Genomic DNA, 18,562 nt, shown 5'->3' with positions numbered 1-18,562 from the left:
TTGACTTAGAGTAGAAAAAAGACACCCGCTTTTTACAGCGAATGTCTTCTTATTAAATCTATTTAATTAGATTAAACTTGATTCCTTAGTGATCTTCTTCATACCGTTCATGTATGGAACAAGTACATCTGGAACAGTTACTGAACCGTCTTCGTTTTGGTAGTTTTCCAAAATTGCGGCTACACAACGACCAACTGCCAAACCTGAACCGTTCAAAGTGTGAGCCAAGTGAAGCTTGCCGTCTTCGTCACGGTAACGAATTTGTGCACGACGTGCTTGGAAGTCAGTACAGTTTGAACAACTTGAAATTTCACGGTACTTGTCTTGTGCAGGCATCCAAACTTCAAGGTCGTAAGTCTTAGCACTAGTGAAACTTGCATCCCCAGTTGACAAAGCAACTACGTGGTATGGCAAGCCTAACTTTTGCAATAAGTGTTCTGCGTTGTGGGTCAACTTTTCAAGTTCATCCCATGATTCGTCTGGCTTACATACCTTAACCATTTCAACCTTACGGAATTCGTGCATTCTAATTAAACCACGAGTATCACGACCAGCTGAACCTGCTTCACTTCTGAATGCTGGTGATAAAGCAGTTACGTTAATTGGGAGCTTGTCACCGTGGATAATTTCATTTCTGAAGTAGTTTACCAAAGGAACTTCGGCAGTTGGAATCAAAGTTAAGTCACGTGGCTTATCTGGATCGTCGTTATCAACGATAGTATAAACGTCTTCGTGGAACTTAGGGAATTGACCAGTACCTTGCATTGAAGCATCGTTTACCAAGTAAGGTGGGATAACTTCGGTGTAGCCATCCTTGGTGTTTTCATCAAGGAAGAAGTTGAATACGGCACGTTCCAAAAGTGCACCTGCACCAATGTAGTAAACAAAACGTGCACCTGAAACCTTAGCAGCACGGTCCCAGTCCAAAATACCCAAATTAGTACCGATGTCCCAGTGAGCCTTGGGCTTAAAGTCAAACTTAGTTGGTTCTTCCCACTTACGAACTTCTTCGTTGTAGCTGTCGTCTGGTCCAACTGGGTCTGAGTCTGCTGGGAAGTTAGGCAATCTAAGCAAAATGTAGTTTTGCTTTTCAGTTAATTCATCAACTTCTTTATCTAAGTTCTTGATTTCCTTACCTACTTCACGCATAGCAGCTATGGCATCGCTAGCGTCTTCCTTGTTACGCTTCTTTTCAGCAATTTGCTTTGAAACATCGTTACGCTTAGCCTTTAATTGTTCACTCTTAGTCAAATCCTTACGACGCTTAGTGTCGATTTCAACTAATTCGTCCAATTCTTCTGGCTTAATGCCACGTGTAGCAAGCTTCTTCTTTGACCAATCAAGATTCTCACGAATCACTTTAATATCAAGCATATAAAACCTCCATTCATAAAAAAGAGCCGATCATCCCTATCTTTGGGACGAATCGGCTCTTACACGGTTTCGCGGTACCACCCATCTTCAGTCTAAAATAGACTGCACCTCTTTAACAGGCGAATAACGACGCCAAACCGTGCAACTATTAATTGCCCACATTACTGAAATCTGGAAACGACTATTCATTCACTCGCACCAACCGTGAACTCTCTGAAGCAGTCTTAGGATTTCGTGTTTGCGTCTATTTTAAGCCATTCTTCTTTTTTGAGCAAATAATATTTTTCTTTAAAAGAAAAAAGTGCACTAACTTGGCTGTAATCGACGGTATAAACGTAGTGAAAACCTAATCTCTGCAACAGTTTTTGCGACTTTTCATTATCGGCAAAAGTGCCAGCCCATACTTCAGTCTGTCTCTTCTTTTTAAAAGCATAGGTCAAAATCAAACGAACAGCTTCAGTCATATAACCGTGGCCTTCAAAGGCTTGGTCCAGCAAAAAACCGATTTCTTTTGTCTTTAATAAGCCACTTTGCTCATCCATGCCGCGTTCGTACAATTCGATCAGGCCAATTCCTTCATCGCTGCCTCGCAAGCAGACGACATAGCTTTCGGGGCGTGCCATATATTGGTGCACGCTCTTTACCGCTTGGTCCATATTTTCCATCCGCTCAAAACCGGCCATATCGTGATAACGCGTATTCTGACCCCACTTTAGTAAAAGCGGCGCATCTTTTTCTTCAAATCGTCTTAAATAAATTCTCTTTGATTCAAGCATCAGTGACCCATCAACTTCAACAGCCATCTTGCACCGTATTGCAAACCAAAACTATAAGCTGCAATCGTCCAAGGTTTACACAAAATAATAATCCAGAAATACGTAGAGAACTTCATCTTGGTCAAACCGGCAAGTAAACAAAGCACATCATCGGGTGCTGCCGGAGCCAAGATACACAGTGCAAAAAACCAGTTGAATTTATTCTGATTCTTCGTCCATTTCATATATTTGTCTAGCGTTTCTTCAGACACAATATGCAGAATAAATGGTCGCCCGTAATATCTGGCTAAGAAAAAATTGATAATCGAACCAATGCAGATGCCGACATAATTATAGATAAAACCGGCAATCGGCCCGAAAAATACTACACCGCCCAGCAGCGAAACGCCCCCGGGGATAATCGGTACAACTACCTGTACTATTTGAATCAGTACAAAAATGATCGGACCAACAATTTGTTTATTAGCTAAATAAGCCCGCATTTTTGCTTGATCAGTAAAAATGCCTAGCCGATACCAATAGATCACTAGCAAAATAATGATTATTCCACAAACCACTGTAGCAATGTTAATTAGTTTGCGACTTGCTTTAGCTGATAAATGTTGCATTTTTTCGCCTTCCCTCATAGGACTAGTACGTCAATTTTATCAAAAATAACACTATTTAACCGATTTTTCACCTTATTATAGAAAAACTAAAAATATTCTTATTAATTTCTTCTGTTCCTATAGTTAATACGCGTGGTGCTAGTTAAATCGTTCTAGACAATATGCCATATTATAAGCTAAAATGGCAACTTCGAGTCTCTCTTGAAAACCTGCTAAACTTCTAGCTCGATTATTTTCAGCGTTGTAGTAAGACAAAAGCGAAAAATCACTCTCGATGGTCCTTCTGAGTGCCATTAAATAGTGCTTATTGTGCTTTTGAGCATTCTTCATGTTTTTACGATATGGTGTCCAAAGCGTATAGCCCATTTGCTCTAAGCGTTGATGCAGGTTTTTGCCCAAATATCCTTCATCGCCCAAAAGGTAACGATTGTCAGGATGAGCGTTAGTAATCAGTTCTACTGTTTCCTTAGCATCATGAACTGAGGCCTTGGTTACGATATAATCTAGCAAGTAGCCGTCGTCGCTAACAATAGCGTGAACCTTAAAACCATAATAATAGATTTTTTTGGTTGCCTTATAGCCAATATCGGCATAGCCGCGAAAGATCTTTGCTCGACGATTGCGAATTGGCTGACAGACTGGCACAGGAAAGCTATCAATAATCAAAATGTCGCCTGACAGATCTACTTCCTCATTAAGGCCATGTCGAATTAAATAGATCAATGGCAAAAGCATGCGTGCTCTGCGATTAAAGCGAGAGTGAGATAAATTAACAAGCTTTTCACAAAATCTTCTTTGAGATTCAACGCCCAATGAAGCCTGCCAAATAAGCAAGGCCAGAATAGAACTGTCAGATATTTTACATCGATTGATATTCCGTCTTTGCTTTAATGCATCTGGGGCATAAAGTTTGTACAAACAGCGACAAATTATATTTAAACGACTAAAACTAACTTGTAAATGATGAGAAAAACGCTTAAGCTTAGGGTAGTTCAATCTAGTCAGACTCTTTTCTATTAATATGTTTACAAGTCGAGTCTAACAAGATTGGACTTTTTTTGTTAACTAAAACGATTTAACTAGCACCACGCGTATAGTTAATATATAATAAGCGATGAAAGATCTAAGAAAGGAATGCATTTCATGGTTGTAATAAAAAATAATGTTATCTACGACACAAATAAGAAATTAGGGGCCGATGTTTACTACCCAAATAATACAACTTCTAAGACCAAAATCTTAATCTTTTGGCATGGTGGTGGCTGGTTCCGTGGCAACAAGGAAAGCGTTAAGAGCGTCGGCGTTGATTTAGCTAATGCCGGTTTTATGACTTTCATTCCTGAATACAGCCTTGCTCCTGCAGCACATTTTCCAGCTGCACATGAAGATGTATTGCATTTTGTCGAATGGCTTTTAAAATCTGATTACACTGATCAAGACGATCTCAAGAATATCGTGCAAATCGGGGCCAGCGTTGGCGGAACAATGGCGTTATACGTTGCCGGCAAATATGGTTTTCCAACGGTAACTTGGTCTGCACCAGTTGAGTATTCAAACTGGATCAAAGAACACCAAGACGTTAAGGCATCCCCAGCAGCCGCAAAAGACTTGGGCATTACTGATCCTGAGCAAATCAGACAGTCCTTCTACAAGTACTTTACTTTGACTTATACCGACACTGAAGACCCAAAGGTTTTAGCTAAGCTTGATGCAAAATCATACGACCTAAGCAAATTAGACAAAGTAATGATGATCAATTCAGCAGACGAACTGACCCCACTTGATTCAGTTCTCGACTTCGTCAACTTTTTAGCTAAACAAAATCACGGTGTGCAACTACTCGTCATTCCAGGACATGGTCATGCAATGGACTACGGCAACGACTACATCGATGAATCACTCGACTTTTTATTCCAAACAATTAAGAGACAAAAATAATTATAATCAATATAGAAAAATTCGTACAAATTCGTAAAGACCAAAAGCTTTCACAAACCGACCTCTGTCATGGTATTTGTACGCAATCTACTTTAAGTAAATTCGAAAATAATGGTCAGGTACCGTCTTTTAAAATTTTGAAGCAGCTCTGCGATCGGTTAAACATCGAAGTTGGCGATATTATGACCAGTAGCGATGAAAAGAAAGTCGCACGCTTGCTATTTGAAGCTGATTTTTCATTTATCAATTTCGACTACGCCAAGATTTTGAACATTTTATCGCAGATTAATCCGCAAAATCTTAAGCAGGATGAAGATAAAGTACACTACCACTTTTTGCGCGGTCAATATGCACTGAAAAGCGACCGTAACCAAATGAGTGCACTATTTTACTTCAACAACATTTTGACAACGGATAATTTGCCGAAAAACGACATTTATCGTCTGCTCGCTTTAAACGGCTGTAGTCAAATCTACGCTAAGCAAGGCGAAACCGAAAAGGCACAGCACTACTACGATCAGATCCTGAAAAGCATTATGGACGTTGATATTACCAATGTTTTAATCACGATGCACATCTTGGCTATCTTATGCGATGCCGGTGAATTCTACGGCGAACGCAAGATGTACAAAGAATCGAATTCCTTGCTTCGCTACGGCTACAAGATTGGGATCGAGCAACACGCCATCTTCTATATGGCCCGCATCCTTTTGCGCCAAGGCATAAACGATATGGAACAGGCTAAGAAAAAGGAGATCACGAGTCAGCACCTGCATGACGCCTGTGCTTTTGCAAGAATCAACAGAAACCGGATCACGCTAGAAAAGGCGCGGAAACTACTTAAACAATTGAATGCATAAAGAAATACCCGAGGAATTATTCCCCGGGTATTTTTGTTAGATGATCTTGTAACCAACAACTGGATTAGCAGGTGTGGTGTTGAAATCATAAGTAGCTAATTTTTCAAAATCAGTGTTACCGTCAATGATTGTCGTTACACCTTGTGCCAGCATCAAGTTCATTTCTTTTTCTTTATTTGGATCATTAGTGAATGGTACCAAAATTACTGGCTTGTGGAGTGCACGCATAAAGCCGATTTCAAAGGCACTACCATCATCAATGTTGTCCATGTCGTATAAAAAGACGCCGCAGCTTGCGTTAACCAAACCGGTGATATCGTTGTTGTATGTTGCAAGACGCCAAGTCATGCTGCGGATGCCGCCGATTTCTGGATTCTTTTCTTCTGGATCAACGAAGTTTTGGTCAAATGGAAAATGAACTCTCACAACAGTTGGGTTCTTTTCGAGTAATGCCATTGCCTTCTTAACACGTGTGCGTTGGTCGTCATTGTAAAAAGGCGTACCCAAATAAATAGTTGCGGTGGAAACTTGCTTAGTCATAAAAATCCTCCATGATTTTCAATTCATTAATTACATATAAAAAGTTTATCATGCATTTTTACTAACTAAAAGTACAAATCGGTGTGTTTTATTTGCAAACGCTTTATAATAAATTACGTGACTTATAGAAGAATAAAAACTTATGAATGGAGGAAACACTTTGTCTAGATATCAGTCAATCAATCCATATACCAATGAAGAATTTGCTAGTTATGATAATCCAACTGCTAAGCAAATCGAAGATTCCATCAACTTAGCCCATGCACTTTATAAAAAGTGGCGTCATGAAACGCCTGAAAGTCGTGCAAAAATTTTACACGATGTTGCCGATGCTTTGCGTGAACATGAAGATGAATTAGCTAAAATGATGACCCTTGAAATGGGTAAACTTTTACGCGAATCAAGAGAAGAAGTTGAATTATGTGCTTCAATCTGTGATTACTATGCTAAAAATGGTCCAGTAATGCTTAAGCCTACCCCATTAAATACCGGCTTAGGTAACGCCTACTACTTGAAGCAATCAACTGGTGTCATCATGGCTTGTGAACCATGGAACTTCCCACTTTACCAAGTTATCCGTGTCTTTGCACCTAACTTCATCGTGGGTAACCCAGTTTTGCTTAAACATGCTCATAACGTTCCAGGTTCTGCCGCACTCACCGCTAAGATCATCAAGCGTGCTGGTGCTCCTGAAGGCAGTTTAATCAACCTTTACCCAAGCTACGATCAATTAGGCGATATTATTGCCGATCCACGCATCCAAGGCGTTGCATTAACTGGTTCTGAACGTGGCGGTTCTGCTGTTGCTGAAGCTGCTGGTAAAAACTTGAAGAAGTCAACGATGGAGCTTGGTGGTAACGACGCCTTTATCGTTTTGGATGACGCAGATCCACAACTACTCCGTAACGTTTTAGGGGATGCTAGAACTTATAACGATGGTCAAGTATGTACTTCATCTAAGCGCATCATCGTTGAAAAGTCCCGTTACGACGAAGTATTGCACGAATTGAAGAACGTCTTCTCAAGCTTGAAGGCTGGTGATCCACTTGAAGACGACACCACTTTGCCACCAATGAACTCCGAAAGAGCTAAGGAAAAGCTTGAAGCTCAAGTAAAGAAAGCCACTGACGCAGGTGCTAAGGTCTTCTACCAATACCCAGAAATTGACTCTAAGGGTGCCTTCTTTAGACCAATCGTTTTGACCAATATTGACAAGGACAACCCAATCTTCGATGAAGAATTGTTTGGCCCTGTTGCCGAAGTCTTCGTGGTTAACGATGACGATGCCGCTATTCAATTGGCAAACGATTCAAGCTATGGCTTGGGTTCATCAGTAATCAGCAGCGATATCGAACGTGCACAAAAGGTTGCCGCTCAAATCGAAACTGGAATGACGGTCATCAACGGTCGCTGGATCACTTCTGGTGAATTGCCATTTGGTGGTGTGAAGAAGTCAGGCTATGGTCGTGAATTAAGCGAACTTGGTATGATGGCATTTGTTAACGAACACTTAGTTATCGACGTTACTAAAAATAATCAATAGTTAATTACTTTAACTGTGTAAAAAGAAAAAGATTGGCTAAAAGCCAATCTTTTTTACTTGCGCCATTTCTTTACTATGTCGTCGACCATTTGCACGCATGAACCAACATAACGGGCTGGATCAAGCATTTCTCTTAAAGTAGCCTTATCGACATCCTTGGTTACTCGCTCGTCAGCTAAAAGCACATCAAGAAAATCAATGCCGTCGTTAAACGCTTTTTGCGCATCCTCGTAAATGACTTCGTGGGCGTTTTGTCGACCGATGTAACGGCCAAGATCGAGCATCACGCGTTCTGAAACGATCAGTCCATGCGTCATGTTCAAATTGCGTTTGATGTTATCTTCATGAACGATCATTTGATCCATTACTTGGCTCATCATTTTAATGGCGGCACTAAAGACTAAGCACATTTCTGACAAGTACATCCATTCAGTTTGCCAGAAGGACATGTCGCGTTCGTGCTCTTGCACCATTGCTTCAAGGCCTAAGTTGGCATTATTTTTAACCAAACGGACATTAGCATAGATGTTTTCGCAGATCATTGGATTCCGCTTCTGTGGCATCGTGCTGGAACCAACCTTGCCCATTTGAAATCCTTCTTCGACCTCTTCGATTTCGGTTCTTTGCAGGTTAATGATTTCGTTAGCCATCTTGCCAATCGTGCTTGCAGCAATCGCAATATCGCTGGAGAAGTTAGCCAAGCGATCTCTTGAAACGTGCCAGGTAATCGTTGGAATAGCTAAACCGAGATTTTTACAAAAATCATTTCTAACGGCAATGCCTTTATCAAAAAGAGAAGCCAAGGTTCCGGCTGCCCCACCGAAGTTGCCAGCAAAGTAAGTCTTGCGATCATGTTGCAGTCTTTCGAGATCGCGACCCAGTTCGTCTGCCCAAATGGCAAACTTATAACCCAAAGTAATTGGGACGGCGTGCTGAGCATGCGTTCTACCAGCCTCTGGCAGAGCCTTGTATTTTTCGGCTTTGTCTAAAACTTGATTTAATAAGTGCTCTAATTGTTTTTCTAAAATGTCTTGGGCATTTCTTAATTGCAAAATCATCCCTGTGTCGGTGATGTCTTGCGCGGTGGTGCCCCAGTGAATGTAGCCGCCGGCTTCGGGTGAGCAAAGCTTGGTAAAAGCACGAATCTGTGGCATTAGGGGATGCGAAGTCTTTTTAAAACCTTCACGCACATAATCCATATCGATGTCTTCGGCGTGTGCTTTTTGTGCGATTTCTTCAGCGGCACTTTCTGGGATAACGCCGTTCTTTGCTTCGGCCTTGGCTAAAGCTACCCAGCAATCGAGCCAACTTTGAATTTGAGCGCGTTCGCTAAATACGGCGCGCATTTCTTTTGTACTGTATTGATCTTTGAATAATTCCGAATCAATTAAAGATGATGCCCATTGTTTTTCCCTTCATTTGTCTACTAACTATCTTAATTAAAACGCTAGTTTTCACAGCAGACAATTTTGTGAACGGCCTTTTGATTAATAAAATTAATGATTAAGGGCAACAAATTCACTGTTTTTCCACAGATAAAAATATTTTTTATAAGTTATTTTTATAAAAGGAGAAAATTTAACTACGCGTGGTGCTAGTTAAATCGTTTTAGTTAATAAAAAAGTCCAATCGGACTAGACTCAAGTTGTAGTATCAAAAAGAAAAGAGTCTGATCTGATTGAACTGCCTTAAGCTTAAGCGTTTTAGCCACCATTTACAAGTTAGTTTTAAAGATTTAGTGATAATTTGTCGGCACTGGTATCGTTTGTATGCACCGGCTGAGTTTACTCATCGGCGAAATATTGATCAAATTAAAACTACGGACAGTCTGATTTTGGCTTTACTTATCTGGCAAGCTAAGACAGGAATTGAATCACAAAGAAGATTCTGTGAATGTTTCAATTGTTTATCACACTCACGTTTTAATCGGCGTTCACGTCAGCTATTGCAATTGATTTATCAGATACGGCAAGAAATGAATAAAAAGGTTGACCTGAATGGACAGTTCTTGATCATTGACAGCTTTCCGGTACCTGTTTGCCAACCAATTCGCAACTATCGTGCTAAAATTTTTCGCGGTTATGCCAACATTGGTTATAAGGCCACCAAGAAAATTTACTTCTATGGTTTCAAAGTTCATGCTATTGTTAGCGATGACGGTTACATTCTTGATTATGTCGTAACAAAGGCATCAGTTCATGATGCCAGGGAGACAGTTGAACTGATAGAAAATACCCATCCATCTAATTACTATCTTCTTGGCGACGAAGGCTATTTAGGCAAAGAACTGCATCAACAGCTAAAACAAATGGGTTATGAACTTTGGACACCATATCGTAAAAATATGACAGGAGCTAAAAAGCACAATGATCATCAATTGATGGCTATTCGCAGAACAATTGAAAGCGACTTTTCGCTTCTGACCTATTACAATGCCGAGAACAATCGAGCACGTAGTCTGATAGGCTTTCAAAGCCGGTTGGAAATTGCAATTTTAGCTTATAATTTGGCTTATTGTCTAGAACGATTTAACTAGCACCACGCGTATTTAACTATACTAAGTAAAACGAGGGATAAAAATGAACATCAAGGATCTAGAATATTATCAAAAATTAGTTGCAACGCACAGCTATACTAAAACAGCAGAATTCTTCAAGTTGAGCCAGCCTTCTATTTCAGCGGCTGTTAAGCGATTATCTAAAGAGTTCAGAACTACACTAATTACTCAGAAAACGCCGCGAGGAAGATTCTCTACGACCGCAGCAGTGAAATCTTGAATCTATTTGAAATGACGAAAAATGAGGTAGCTGAGGCAAATTATCCACAGTTGCGTGGGGGGTGTCGCCGATTGTAGGTAAAGTTTATTTAGCCAAAATATTGACTGAACTTGATCAAGAAAACTTGAACCACAATATTGAAATTACTGAGGCAGGTTCTAATGATTTGAGTGCCAAATTGAAAAATGGTGAAATCGATATTGCGCTGCTCAATTCGCTGAGCCCGATCAACAATAACCACTATCAAAGCAAACTATTGCGAACTAATTCGGTTAAGTTGATCGTCAGCCAGCAGCATCACCACTCAAGTTAATATTTGCACGTGCACGTGAGTTACCAGCTAATTGTTCTGGTGATTTAGAGCGTTGATCACCGTTAGGATCACCATATTGTGAGTTAGCAAGTGATGTACCAGTACCAGAAGCAAAGTTAGAAGCATCAGTGTTGGCACGACGATCCTTGCCTTGTGCCCATTGATCTGAAGCCGGCATCCAAGAAGTTTGTACTTGATCAACATCAAAGGATAATACTGCACTACTCTTAACTTGACAAAGTAGATCACGTGTTATGGCATTACCAGTGAAAGTTTGACCATTGATAGTTACTAAGGTTGCAACATACTGTGTCTTATCAGGATTTAAAGTGTATGTGACTGATGAAACATCTTTATATTGATGAGTGTCCTTATTATAAGCTTGATTTGTAAACTTAATCAGATCAAGCTTTGGTGCTGCAACAATCTCCATAGCGTTGGCACTACCATCATTAGTCTTGTGAGTGTCAAACGTACCTATTCTGAATGAACTCTGAGTATTTTGACCATAAACCCAGATATTATTGTCGTCATCGTGCTTAACACCAGTAATGGTTACAGGAGCATAAGCCTTTTCTGAAGTACCATCTCCATAAGTTACTAGTACTGGGATGACATAAGTACCTGCTTCAACAGAGGTAGTTGGTGCTAAAGTAATCGTACCATCAGTGGCACCAGTTGCCCATTCAGGTGTGCCAGTCATCGACTTAAATTTTGCACTGCTACCATGGTCCACTGGGTTACCTTGGTTACCATCTGCAGTTGACCAAGTTGCTGGATCATCTACACTAGAACCTTGAGTAACAGTCTTTTCACCATATTCCGGTTGATATTTATTAGCATCCTCTTTCTGAGTTGAACTTGATTGCTCTACATTCACATCATTTTGTGTAGTATCAGCAGCTCTAACAGTTTGGCCTTGATCCATTCCCATAAAGAAAAAGCCAATTAAAACGGATGCTGCCCTACAGAAAACTTACGAATTGAGAAGCGCTCTTTACGAGGCTCCATTTTTCTTAATCTTTCTTTGAAATTATTTTTGGATAACATCTTCCTATCCTCCCTATTAGTCCTAACAATTGTCAGTATATGCGGTGTAGAGGGCTTTGTAGACGTTAAAATAACGCATATTTTGCAAAAAGTGCTATTCCTGTAGAGGTTTCAGCTATTTTTATATTCAAAGTTTTTTTAGTGTCATTTTAAAAAATTGAAATAATTTTATTTTTTTAAAATCTGGCAATTTGCTATTGTAACATCCCTAAAATCTATGTAATGGTTCGATAAATAAGATATCAAAGTCTTAAAAAAGAGCACCGTAGTTTTTAGGTGCTTTTTTATTGCAAAACAAAAACACAGCCTGACGTGTGTCAAACTGTGCTTCAAAAAGTATTATTGATTATCTTTGTGCTTAAAAATGTTGAATCCTGAAAGACCTGTGGTTAAAACACTGGCCAACAATAAGAAGTATGCAGAAGTTCCAATTGAAACAGCATATGAAATCAACTGACTAGTAATCTGTGCCAAAACACCATTTGATGCATGGACTGAACTAGACATCATATAAACGATGTAAATCAAGAAGATCGTTTCAATTAGTGACAAAATAAATGCCAAAATCTGACTACTTTTCGTATTCTTCAAAACGTTGTAAATGATGAAGATTGGGAACAACAACAGAAGTAGCCATACAATGTACAAAATAAGCGCTTGAAGTGAATTGGTTGATAAAAGTCGACCAGCCAAACTAAAGATCACATTCGAAATGGACATCTTTTGTGTATAACTTACAGCCGAAACGGAAGCACCAGAGTCGGTGAATAAAACGATCAAACTGATCAAAGCCGTCAAGATTACAGATAGTTGAACATAGCTGTAACGGTGACTGCGTTGCTTTTTAATCTCTCTAACTTGGCTTTCTACCTTAGGGTGCTTCTCCGCAAATTCCTTACTGCGTGTTCTCACCTTATCTTCACGTTCATCAACGCGGTTAAATATATTCGAACCTACCTGATTAATCTTTTCCGTTAATCGCTTATCAGCAGTATATTGCTCAACTTTATCTTTCCGATCGCAGACGATGAAGAGCCAGACCATCAAAGCTAGGAAGCAAATCCAACCAGCTGCTCTAGAAAAACTCATCAGAATCAGTAAAAAGACGCCAAGCAAAAAGACGATGGTTGCATTCTGTCTAACCCAGGCAATCATTCTTTGTACAGTGGAATTTTGCTTTTCTGGATAAAATTCTTCGCGGTATGCGGCACGGCTAGCTATCTTCTTTCCTTCATCGGGTTGTTCATACTTAGCCTGCTTGTGTTGATCCGTGAAAAAGTCATCACGATACTTTTTCAGGTTAAAGCCGCAGTTTGGACAGATGTCATCTGTATCACTAATCTCGTGTCCGCAGTTTGGGCATGTAGTCATATTCAAAAGTCCCTTCTTTTTTGTATTATTATACCATGCTTATACAAGCAAAACATACTAATCTAGTGTTGGATGATTACTCGACGGAGTAGTCGTTCAACACTTTTTCTTTTACTATGTAAAGTGGAGATGAAGCCAATGCCGTGCGTCTTTTGGACACATGATGTCGTAAGCAAAACTGGCAGCTTCACCATTCAATTTAGAATCTCGTCTAAGTATGTTGGCTGTTAAAGTCCGGTTGAGAAAATTAGATCTGATTGAATTGGGTGAAGGTAGCTCATCTCCAAGTAAAGCGGAGGTTTATTCTTATGGATTTATTGAAAACTGTTTTCGGTATTGATGTTAGCAGCCGGAAGTCTAACGTATGCATTATGGTCAATGGCCAAAAAGTTAATGACTATGCCATCTCCAACGATATGGTAGGCTTCAATCAGCTGCTAGATGACCTTAAACAGGTTACCAACCCGCAAATTATCTTTGAAGCAACTGGCGTCTACTCCAGAAGACTCCAGGCGTTTTTGAACATGCACGAATTACGCTATGTCATGATGAACCCACTGGAAGCCAAAAGAAAGACAAAGGATGACCTGCACCAGAACAAGACCGATAAGCTTGATGCAATGTATCTCGCCAAGCTGCAATCTGAGCACCCGCAACGGCTGGCCTATGTTCAAAGCGAAGAATATCAAGAATTGATGGCCAACAACCGCATCTACGAGCAGGCTTCGCACGATCTGATAACCAACAAGAATAGACTGCACAAAGCCATTCAGCTCACTTTCCCAGAGATTGAGCACCTAATGGCTACTCCAAAAGGAAAAAACTACTGGAGTATTGTTCTCAGATTCCCGCACCCTGATATCGTATTAGAAACAAAAGAAGCCGATATCATCGACTTCTTAAAGAGCTTATCTGGTATTGGTAAGAAACGTGCTAACGATATAATGCAAAAGCTTATTCGTTTAGCTAAAGTCGCATGCCCAGCTGTCAAAAAAGACAGTGCTTATGTTCATGGCCTCAAAATAGCTATTAACAACATCCTAAGCGCTGAAGAAGAGTGCCAGACTGCTTTACAGGAGATGGCTAAGCTGGCTCCTAAGCGGGATCTGGAGATCCTCACAAGCATTCCAGGCATCGGCGAAAACACTGCCTTGAGAATTATTAGTGAGCTCGGAGATATCAAACGCTTTAAAAACCCTAACCAATTAAATGCCTTCGTTGGCGTTGACCCTCAAGTTTATGAATCTGGCAACCTCACGGCCCACCTGTCAATTTCAAAGCGTGGGACAGCTATCGGCAGAAAGGTGCTATACTTGGCAATCAACCAAATTCAATCGGCCAAGAAAGCAGGCAACCCTTGCCATATTGCGGATTATTACGAGAAACGAAAACGGTCTTCTGAGACTGCAAGTCACAAGAAGGCCGCTATCGCATCGATCCATAAATTATTACGGACGATCTTCGCTTTAATTAAGAATGATCAATTATATAGCTATGACGTAGCCAAACATAACCAAAGACTTTTGTCATAAAAATTGATCCAATAGATATTATAACAGCCTCTTTTTTGAAATTACAGAAGGCAGGCTGTATTTTTCATGCCCTAAAGTCAGATATTTGACTTGATTCTCCGGAGGCTCCATTCAAATTAGGCTCTTATTTCAAAATAAAATTACCTAAAATCGTTGATAATACTTGACTTAGAGTAGAAAAAGACGAGAGCAAAAAAAGAGCGGTCCTACGACATCATAGGACTGCTCTTTATCTTTTTAACTAATTATTGTTAGTTCTATTTCTCTTAAAGTACTTACCGAAATCAATACCTTCATAAGTTAACTTAACTGCAGCTGATAAGGTAATTGGCAAAATGAATACCAAGATTAACAAACCAACGTCCACAGTCAAGGCAACTTCGATCAAGGTTGGAATGCCTGATGGAATGAGGGCTGCGAAAGTACCACCCAAGATGATTGCGGCTGAGATAACAACCGTACCAATGATGGCACATGCCTTCAAGATTCTTGAGCTTGGAGTAGTAAAGCCCTCTTCTTTAAGCTCGTTGTAACGAGTCATGAGGAAGATACTGTAGTCAACACCTAAGGCAATCAACATGATAAAGCTGAAGAATGGTGTATTCCAAGTAAGCATGCTTCTGCCAAGAACTGCCTTAACAATCCATTGGTTGATTGAAAGTGAGCAGAGGTAAGCAATAAGCAAAGTACCAAGAATGTAAACAGGTTGAAGAAGTGAACGAGTTACGAACATCAAAGCAATACCGATACCAATTAACATGATTGCGGCAGTTCTGATGAAGTCGCCACTAGCAACTGACTTAGTATCCTTGATCTTTGAACTTTGACCACCCATGGCAACCTTAGCATTCTTCAATGGAGTACCTTGGAAGGTCTTCTTAGCCATTGCGCTCAATTCTTGTGATTCGTCAGTAGCTTCAGTTGCACTTGGGTTTGAGTTGAAGACAACGATAATTTGAGCTGACTTCTTGTCAGGGCTGAGGTATACATCCATTGACTTCTTGAACATTTCATTCTTCAAGAATTCCTTTGGAATGTAGAAGGTATCTGCGGCAGCAGATAAACCTAAGCCTCTAAGGTAAGCTTCACCTTGACCCAAACCACTGTTTACAGTATCGATACCTGTAGTAAGTTCTGGAGCCTTAGCAGCTAACTTGCCAGCACCCATGCTGAGTTGGCCGGCACCACTGTTAAGTTGACCGATACCTGAGATAAGAGCTGGAGCTTGGCTTGCTAATTGACCAACACCTGAGTTAAGTTGACCTGCACCATTAGCAAGAGTACCAAGACCAGTGTTAAGAGTACCTGCACCGTTGGCAAGAGTACCTAAGCCTGATTGAAGTTGACCTGCACCACTGTTAAGTTGGCCAACTCCAGCGTTAAGACGACCTGCACCACTTGCAAGACTGCCAAGACCAGTACTCAAGCGACCTGCACCACTGTTAAGAGCAGCAGCACCTGAGTTAAGCTTGTTTGCACCGGCAACACCTGCACTAGCAGCTGATTGAACTTGACTTAAGCCTGAGCTTAATTGGTTCAAAGCAGTTGCGGCACCCGGAAGTGCTTGGTTTGAAGCTTGAGCTAACTTAGCTACTTGAGCTTGAAGAGTTGATAATTGTTGAAGTGATGATTGCAATGAACCTAATTGCGACTTAAGACCTGCAATATTTGAAGCTACTGAGCTTGAAGCACCATTTGTAGATTCACTAGGCATTGCACCTGCTATAGCCTTCATTGCAGCTTGTTTATCACTTTCATCTTTAAAGTCTTGGCTACTTTGAATTGCATTTACAATTTTTTGCTTCATTGCAGCTGCCGGATCAGAATTTTGTTGTCCTTGTTGACCAGCCATAGCATCAATTTGTTTAGATAAAGCATTCAATTGTTCAGTCAATTTAGCAGTATCCAATCCACTAACAGCTTGATTCAATTGTTGAATACCACTGTTAATTTGTGGCAAAGCGGTTTGCAATGCAGCAAGTTGTTGCTTGTTTGAACCACTTAATTGATTTGAAAGTTGTGAACTCAATTGTTGCAATTGGTTGGCCATTTGTTGGGTACCATTTTGCAAAGTCTTGGTACCAGCTTGCAAACTGTTGGCACCATTTTGCAACTTGTTAGCACCGCTTTGTAAGCTGCTTGCACCACTTTGAAGTGCGTGAGTACCACTAGCCAAACGACCTGCACCAGTTTCAAGACGAGTAGCACCACTAACTAATTGATTTGAACCGTTTTGTAAACGAACGGCACCACTTTGCAATTGTTGGGCACCGCTTTGCAAACGACTAGTACCACCAACTAATTGTTGGGCACCACTTTGAAGACGACCCGTACCATCTTGAAGTTGATCAGCACCGTCTCTTAATCTGTTAGCACCGTTTGCTACTTTATTAGCACCTTTGCTTAACTTACCTAAACCGGAACGAGCTTGATCTACCCCATCGTTAACAGTGTTCAATTGATTATTTACGTAAAGCATATCAATTGGTTGACCGTAAGGTTGGGTTACAGATGTTGCAAATGAAACGTCTTTTGATTGTTGAAGTTGTCTGGTCAATTGATCAATCAACTTCAAGTTTTCTTCGTTATCTAATCTATGTTTACTTTGGATGTACAAGTATGATGGCTCAGCCATACCCTTTGAGAAGTGCTTTTGAACTACCAACAAACCTTGCTTTGATGGAACTGAATCAGCAATTTCATCAGTATCGTCGTAATTCAAGTGACCTGAGTACATCAACATGAATGGAACAGTAACAACAGCTAAAACAACCAAGTAAATAATTGGTTGTTTCAAAGTTGAAGCTGAAATTCCATGCCAAAGCTTATCATCACTTTCGCCAGTGAACTTCTTAACTGGCCAGAACATCTTCTTACCAAGAACAGCCATAAAGAATGGGTTGAGTGTTAAAAGTACTACCAAAAGTACGGCAACACCAACGGCAACACCAACAGCTGATCTGTAAATAGAGAATTTAGCCAAACTTAAAGCTGTAAAACCGATTAAGATAGATGAACCTGAGTAAAGGATGGTCTTACCAGCGTTACGAAGTGCATCGTGCATCGCCTTGTACTTGTCCATCCCTTTCCCCAGATCCTCTTTAAACTTGTCATACAGCAGGATGTTGTAGTCGGTACCGATACCAAATAGCACGATAACCATGAACACCTGAGTAAAGTTTGAGAATGGGAAATTAGCATGTTCTACTAAGTTCGTAACAATTGAGAAGGAAGTAAGGAATGATACACCAACAGTCAATAATGAAATTAATGGCACAATTGGTGATCTAAATACAATGATTAAGACAATAAAGATGAAGACAATAGTGATTGCTTCAGTCTTCTTAATTCCTTCCTGAATTGAAGCAGAGAAGTCATGTTGCAAAACGTCGGCACCAGTTACGTAAGTGCGAAGGCCTTGCGTCTTAACATCCCTATTCATTTGGTTATAAACTTGTTCAACCGTACGGCCCTTCTTAGATACGTTGAATTGTGCTACCCAAGTCGTACCGTCCTTTGATTGAAGCTTCTTTCTAGTAGCAATATTGGAATCAGGAAGCAGCGTGTCCTTAATTCCGTACTTGCTTTTATCATTAGTAAACTTATCGAGCGTATTGTTGATAGCTTGTTTATCAGCATCTGTCAGCTTGCCATGTTCCTTGTTAAAAACAAGTGCTATCGCATAGGTGTTTTTCTTCTTTGCACCCCAGTTGTTTTCAATTGATTGTGCGACGTTGCTTTCAACATTGCTTGGCAATGTAATATCTGAATGAGCGTTAGTTAGCTCAGTGATATTAGGCAAAGCAACAACGGAAATAATCAATATCAAAACCCATGCAATTAAAGAAAAAACATGATTTTTCAGAAATTTCTGCACTTT

At 40.3% G+C, this 18,562-nt stretch carries 17 protein-coding genes; 7 read left to right on the top strand and 10 right to left on the bottom strand.

Annotated features, from left to right (window positions below):
* Positions 1-66: 66 nt before the first annotated feature.
* The 4 genes from serS to LA20531_RS07895 all read right to left on the bottom strand — a co-directional run bounded on the left by serS (position 67) and on the right by LA20531_RS07895 (position 3,754).
* Positions 67-1,374, bottom strand: a complete 1,308-nt coding sequence (serS, locus tag LA20531_RS07910; RefSeq protein ID WP_056940744.1) for a serine--tRNA ligase — start codon at positions 1,372-1,374, stop codon at positions 67-69.
* A 224-nt stretch (positions 1,375-1,598) separates the two neighbouring features.
* Positions 1,599-2,150 carry a GNAT family N-acetyltransferase gene (locus tag LA20531_RS07905; protein ID WP_056940745.1) on the bottom strand — a complete coding sequence of 184 codons (552 nt, stop codon included), beginning with the start codon at positions 2,148-2,150 and terminating at the stop codon, positions 1,599-1,601.
* Positions 2,150-2,758, bottom strand: coding sequence for a TVP38/TMEM64 family protein (locus LA20531_RS07900; RefSeq protein WP_056940746.1), 609 nt, complete (start codon positions 2,756-2,758; stop codon positions 2,150-2,152). Before LA20531_RS07900 ends, LA20531_RS07905 begins: the two co-directional genes overlap by 1 nt.
* A gap of 138 nt (positions 2,759-2,896) precedes the next feature.
* The gene (locus tag LA20531_RS07895; protein ID WP_014566907.1) at positions 2,897-3,754 is read right to left on the bottom strand and encodes an IS982 family transposase; all 858 of its coding nucleotides are present in this window, start codon (positions 3,752-3,754) and stop codon (positions 2,897-2,899) included.
* A 147-nt stretch (positions 3,755-3,901) separates the two neighbouring features.
* Between LA20531_RS07895 and LA20531_RS07890 the strand changes: the two genes are divergently transcribed.
* Positions 3,902-4,696 carry an alpha/beta hydrolase family protein gene (locus tag LA20531_RS07890; RefSeq protein WP_056940698.1) on the top strand — a complete coding sequence of 265 codons (795 nt, stop codon included), beginning with the start codon at positions 3,902-3,904 and terminating at the stop codon, positions 4,694-4,696.
* Positions 4,697-4,698: 2 nt separating this feature from the next.
* Positions 4,699-5,556: a helix-turn-helix domain-containing protein gene (locus LA20531_RS07885; RefSeq protein WP_056940697.1), complete on the top strand. Its 858-nt coding sequence runs from the start codon at positions 4,699-4,701 to the stop codon at positions 5,554-5,556.
* Between the two features lie 36 nt (positions 5,557-5,592).
* Here LA20531_RS07885 and LA20531_RS07880 read toward each other — a convergent pair whose 3' ends face one another.
* Entirely contained in the window at positions 5,593-6,096 is a 504-nt protein-coding gene (locus LA20531_RS07880) for a nucleoside 2-deoxyribosyltransferase (protein ID WP_056940696.1), read from the bottom strand.
* A 160-nt stretch (positions 6,097-6,256) separates the two neighbouring features.
* Here LA20531_RS07880 and LA20531_RS07875 point away from each other — a divergent pair, with 160 nt between their 5' ends.
* The gene (locus LA20531_RS07875) at positions 6,257-7,639 is read left to right on the top strand and encodes an NAD-dependent succinate-semialdehyde dehydrogenase (protein ID WP_056940695.1); all 1,383 of its coding nucleotides are present in this window, start codon (positions 6,257-6,259) and stop codon (positions 7,637-7,639) included.
* 53 nt (positions 7,640-7,692) lie between these two features.
* Here the strand turns inward: LA20531_RS07875 and purB are convergent, their stop codons facing one another.
* Positions 7,693-9,027 carry an adenylosuccinate lyase gene (purB, locus tag LA20531_RS07870; RefSeq protein WP_260191482.1) on the bottom strand — a complete coding sequence of 445 codons (1,335 nt, stop codon included), beginning with the start codon at positions 9,025-9,027 and terminating at the stop codon, positions 7,693-7,695.
* 290 nt (positions 9,028-9,317) lie between these two features.
* On the opposite strand from purB, the gene LA20531_RS07865 reads away from it, so the two are divergent.
* The 3 genes from LA20531_RS07865 to LA20531_RS07855 all read left to right on the top strand — a co-directional run bounded on the left by LA20531_RS07865 (position 9,318) and on the right by LA20531_RS07855 (position 10,729).
* Positions 9,318-10,175, top strand: coding sequence for an IS982 family transposase (locus LA20531_RS07865; RefSeq protein ID WP_005727342.1), 858 nt, complete (start codon positions 9,318-9,320; stop codon positions 10,173-10,175).
* Between the two features lie 43 nt (positions 10,176-10,218).
* Positions 10,219-10,416, top strand: a complete 198-nt coding sequence (locus tag LA20531_RS07860) for a helix-turn-helix domain-containing protein (protein ID WP_056940749.1) — start codon at positions 10,219-10,221, stop codon at positions 10,414-10,416.
* A gap of 61 nt (positions 10,417-10,477) precedes the next feature.
* On the top strand, positions 10,478-10,729 hold the full coding sequence (locus LA20531_RS07855; RefSeq protein ID WP_013642373.1) for a LysR substrate-binding domain-containing protein: 252 nt from the start codon (positions 10,478-10,480) through the stop codon (positions 10,727-10,729).
* On the opposite strand, the gene LA20531_RS07850 is transcribed toward LA20531_RS07855, so the two are convergent.
* From LA20531_RS07850 to LA20531_RS07845, 3 genes are all read right to left on the bottom strand, one after another.
* Positions 10,701-11,663 (bottom strand): Rib/alpha-like domain-containing protein, encoded by a 963-nt coding sequence (locus tag LA20531_RS07850; protein ID WP_236704204.1) that lies wholly within the window; start codon positions 11,661-11,663, stop codon positions 10,701-10,703. The genes LA20531_RS07855 and LA20531_RS07850 overlap by 29 nt on opposite strands.
* 14 nt (positions 11,664-11,677) lie before the next feature.
* A complete protein-coding gene (locus LA20531_RS11650) occupies positions 11,678-11,740 on the bottom strand; it encodes a YSIRK-type signal peptide-containing protein (RefSeq protein ID WP_236704205.1) in 63 nt (20 codons plus the stop codon).
* 378 nt (positions 11,741-12,118) lie between these two features.
* Entirely contained in the window at positions 12,119-13,150 is a 1,032-nt protein-coding gene (locus LA20531_RS07845) for a zinc ribbon domain-containing protein (protein WP_056940748.1), read from the bottom strand.
* 308 nt (positions 13,151-13,458) lie between these two features.
* Between LA20531_RS07845 and LA20531_RS07840 the strand changes: the two genes are divergently transcribed.
* Positions 13,459-14,682: an IS110 family RNA-guided transposase gene (locus LA20531_RS07840; protein ID WP_099202329.1), complete on the top strand. Its 1,224-nt coding sequence runs from the start codon at positions 13,459-13,461 to the stop codon at positions 14,680-14,682.
* A gap of 241 nt (positions 14,683-14,923) precedes the next feature.
* Here LA20531_RS07840 and LA20531_RS07835 read toward each other — a convergent pair whose 3' ends face one another.
* Positions 14,924-18,559, bottom strand: a complete 3,636-nt coding sequence (locus LA20531_RS07835; RefSeq protein WP_056939823.1) for an MMPL family transporter — start codon at positions 18,557-18,559, stop codon at positions 14,924-14,926.
* Positions 18,560-18,562 lie beyond the last annotated feature (3 nt).

The sequence above is a fragment of the Lactobacillus amylovorus DSM 20531 genome, assembly GCF_002706375.1.
GTDB lineage: Bacteria > Bacillota > Bacilli > Lactobacillales > Lactobacillaceae > Lactobacillus > Lactobacillus amylovorus.
This window is presented reverse-complemented; position numbering and strand designations above follow the sequence as displayed.

Bases quoted from the DNA above. Each gene is read 5' to 3' on its own strand.
- LA20531_RS07900 (WP_056940746.1), bottom strand. From the start codon at position 2,758: ATGCAACATTTATCAGCTAAAGCAAGTCGCAAACTAATTAACATTGCT.
- LA20531_RS07890 (WP_056940698.1), top strand. From the start codon at position 3,902: ATGGTTGTAATAAAAAATAATGTTATCTACGACACAAATAAGAAATTA.
- serS (WP_056940744.1), bottom strand. From the start codon at position 1,374: ATGCTTGATATTAAAGTGATTCGTGAGAATCTTGATTGGTCAAAGAAG.
- LA20531_RS07905 (WP_056940745.1), bottom strand. From the start codon at position 2,150: ATGCTTGAATCAAAGAGAATTTATTTAAGACGATTTGAAGAAAAAGAT.
- LA20531_RS07840 (WP_099202329.1), top strand. From the start codon at position 13,459: ATGGATTTATTGAAAACTGTTTTCGGTATTGATGTTAGCAGCCGGAAG.
- LA20531_RS07845 (WP_056940748.1), bottom strand. From the start codon at position 13,150: ATGACTACATGCCCAAACTGCGGACACGAGATTAGTGATACAGATGAC.
- LA20531_RS07880 (WP_056940696.1), bottom strand. From the start codon at position 6,096: ATGACTAAGCAAGTTTCCACCGCAACTATTTATTTGGGTACGCCTTTT.
- LA20531_RS07850 (WP_236704204.1), bottom strand. From the start codon at position 11,663: ATGGGAATGGATCAAGGCCAAACTGTTAGAGCTGCTGATACTACACAA.
- LA20531_RS07860 (WP_056940749.1), top strand. From the start codon at position 10,219: ATGAACATCAAGGATCTAGAATATTATCAAAAATTAGTTGCAACGCAC.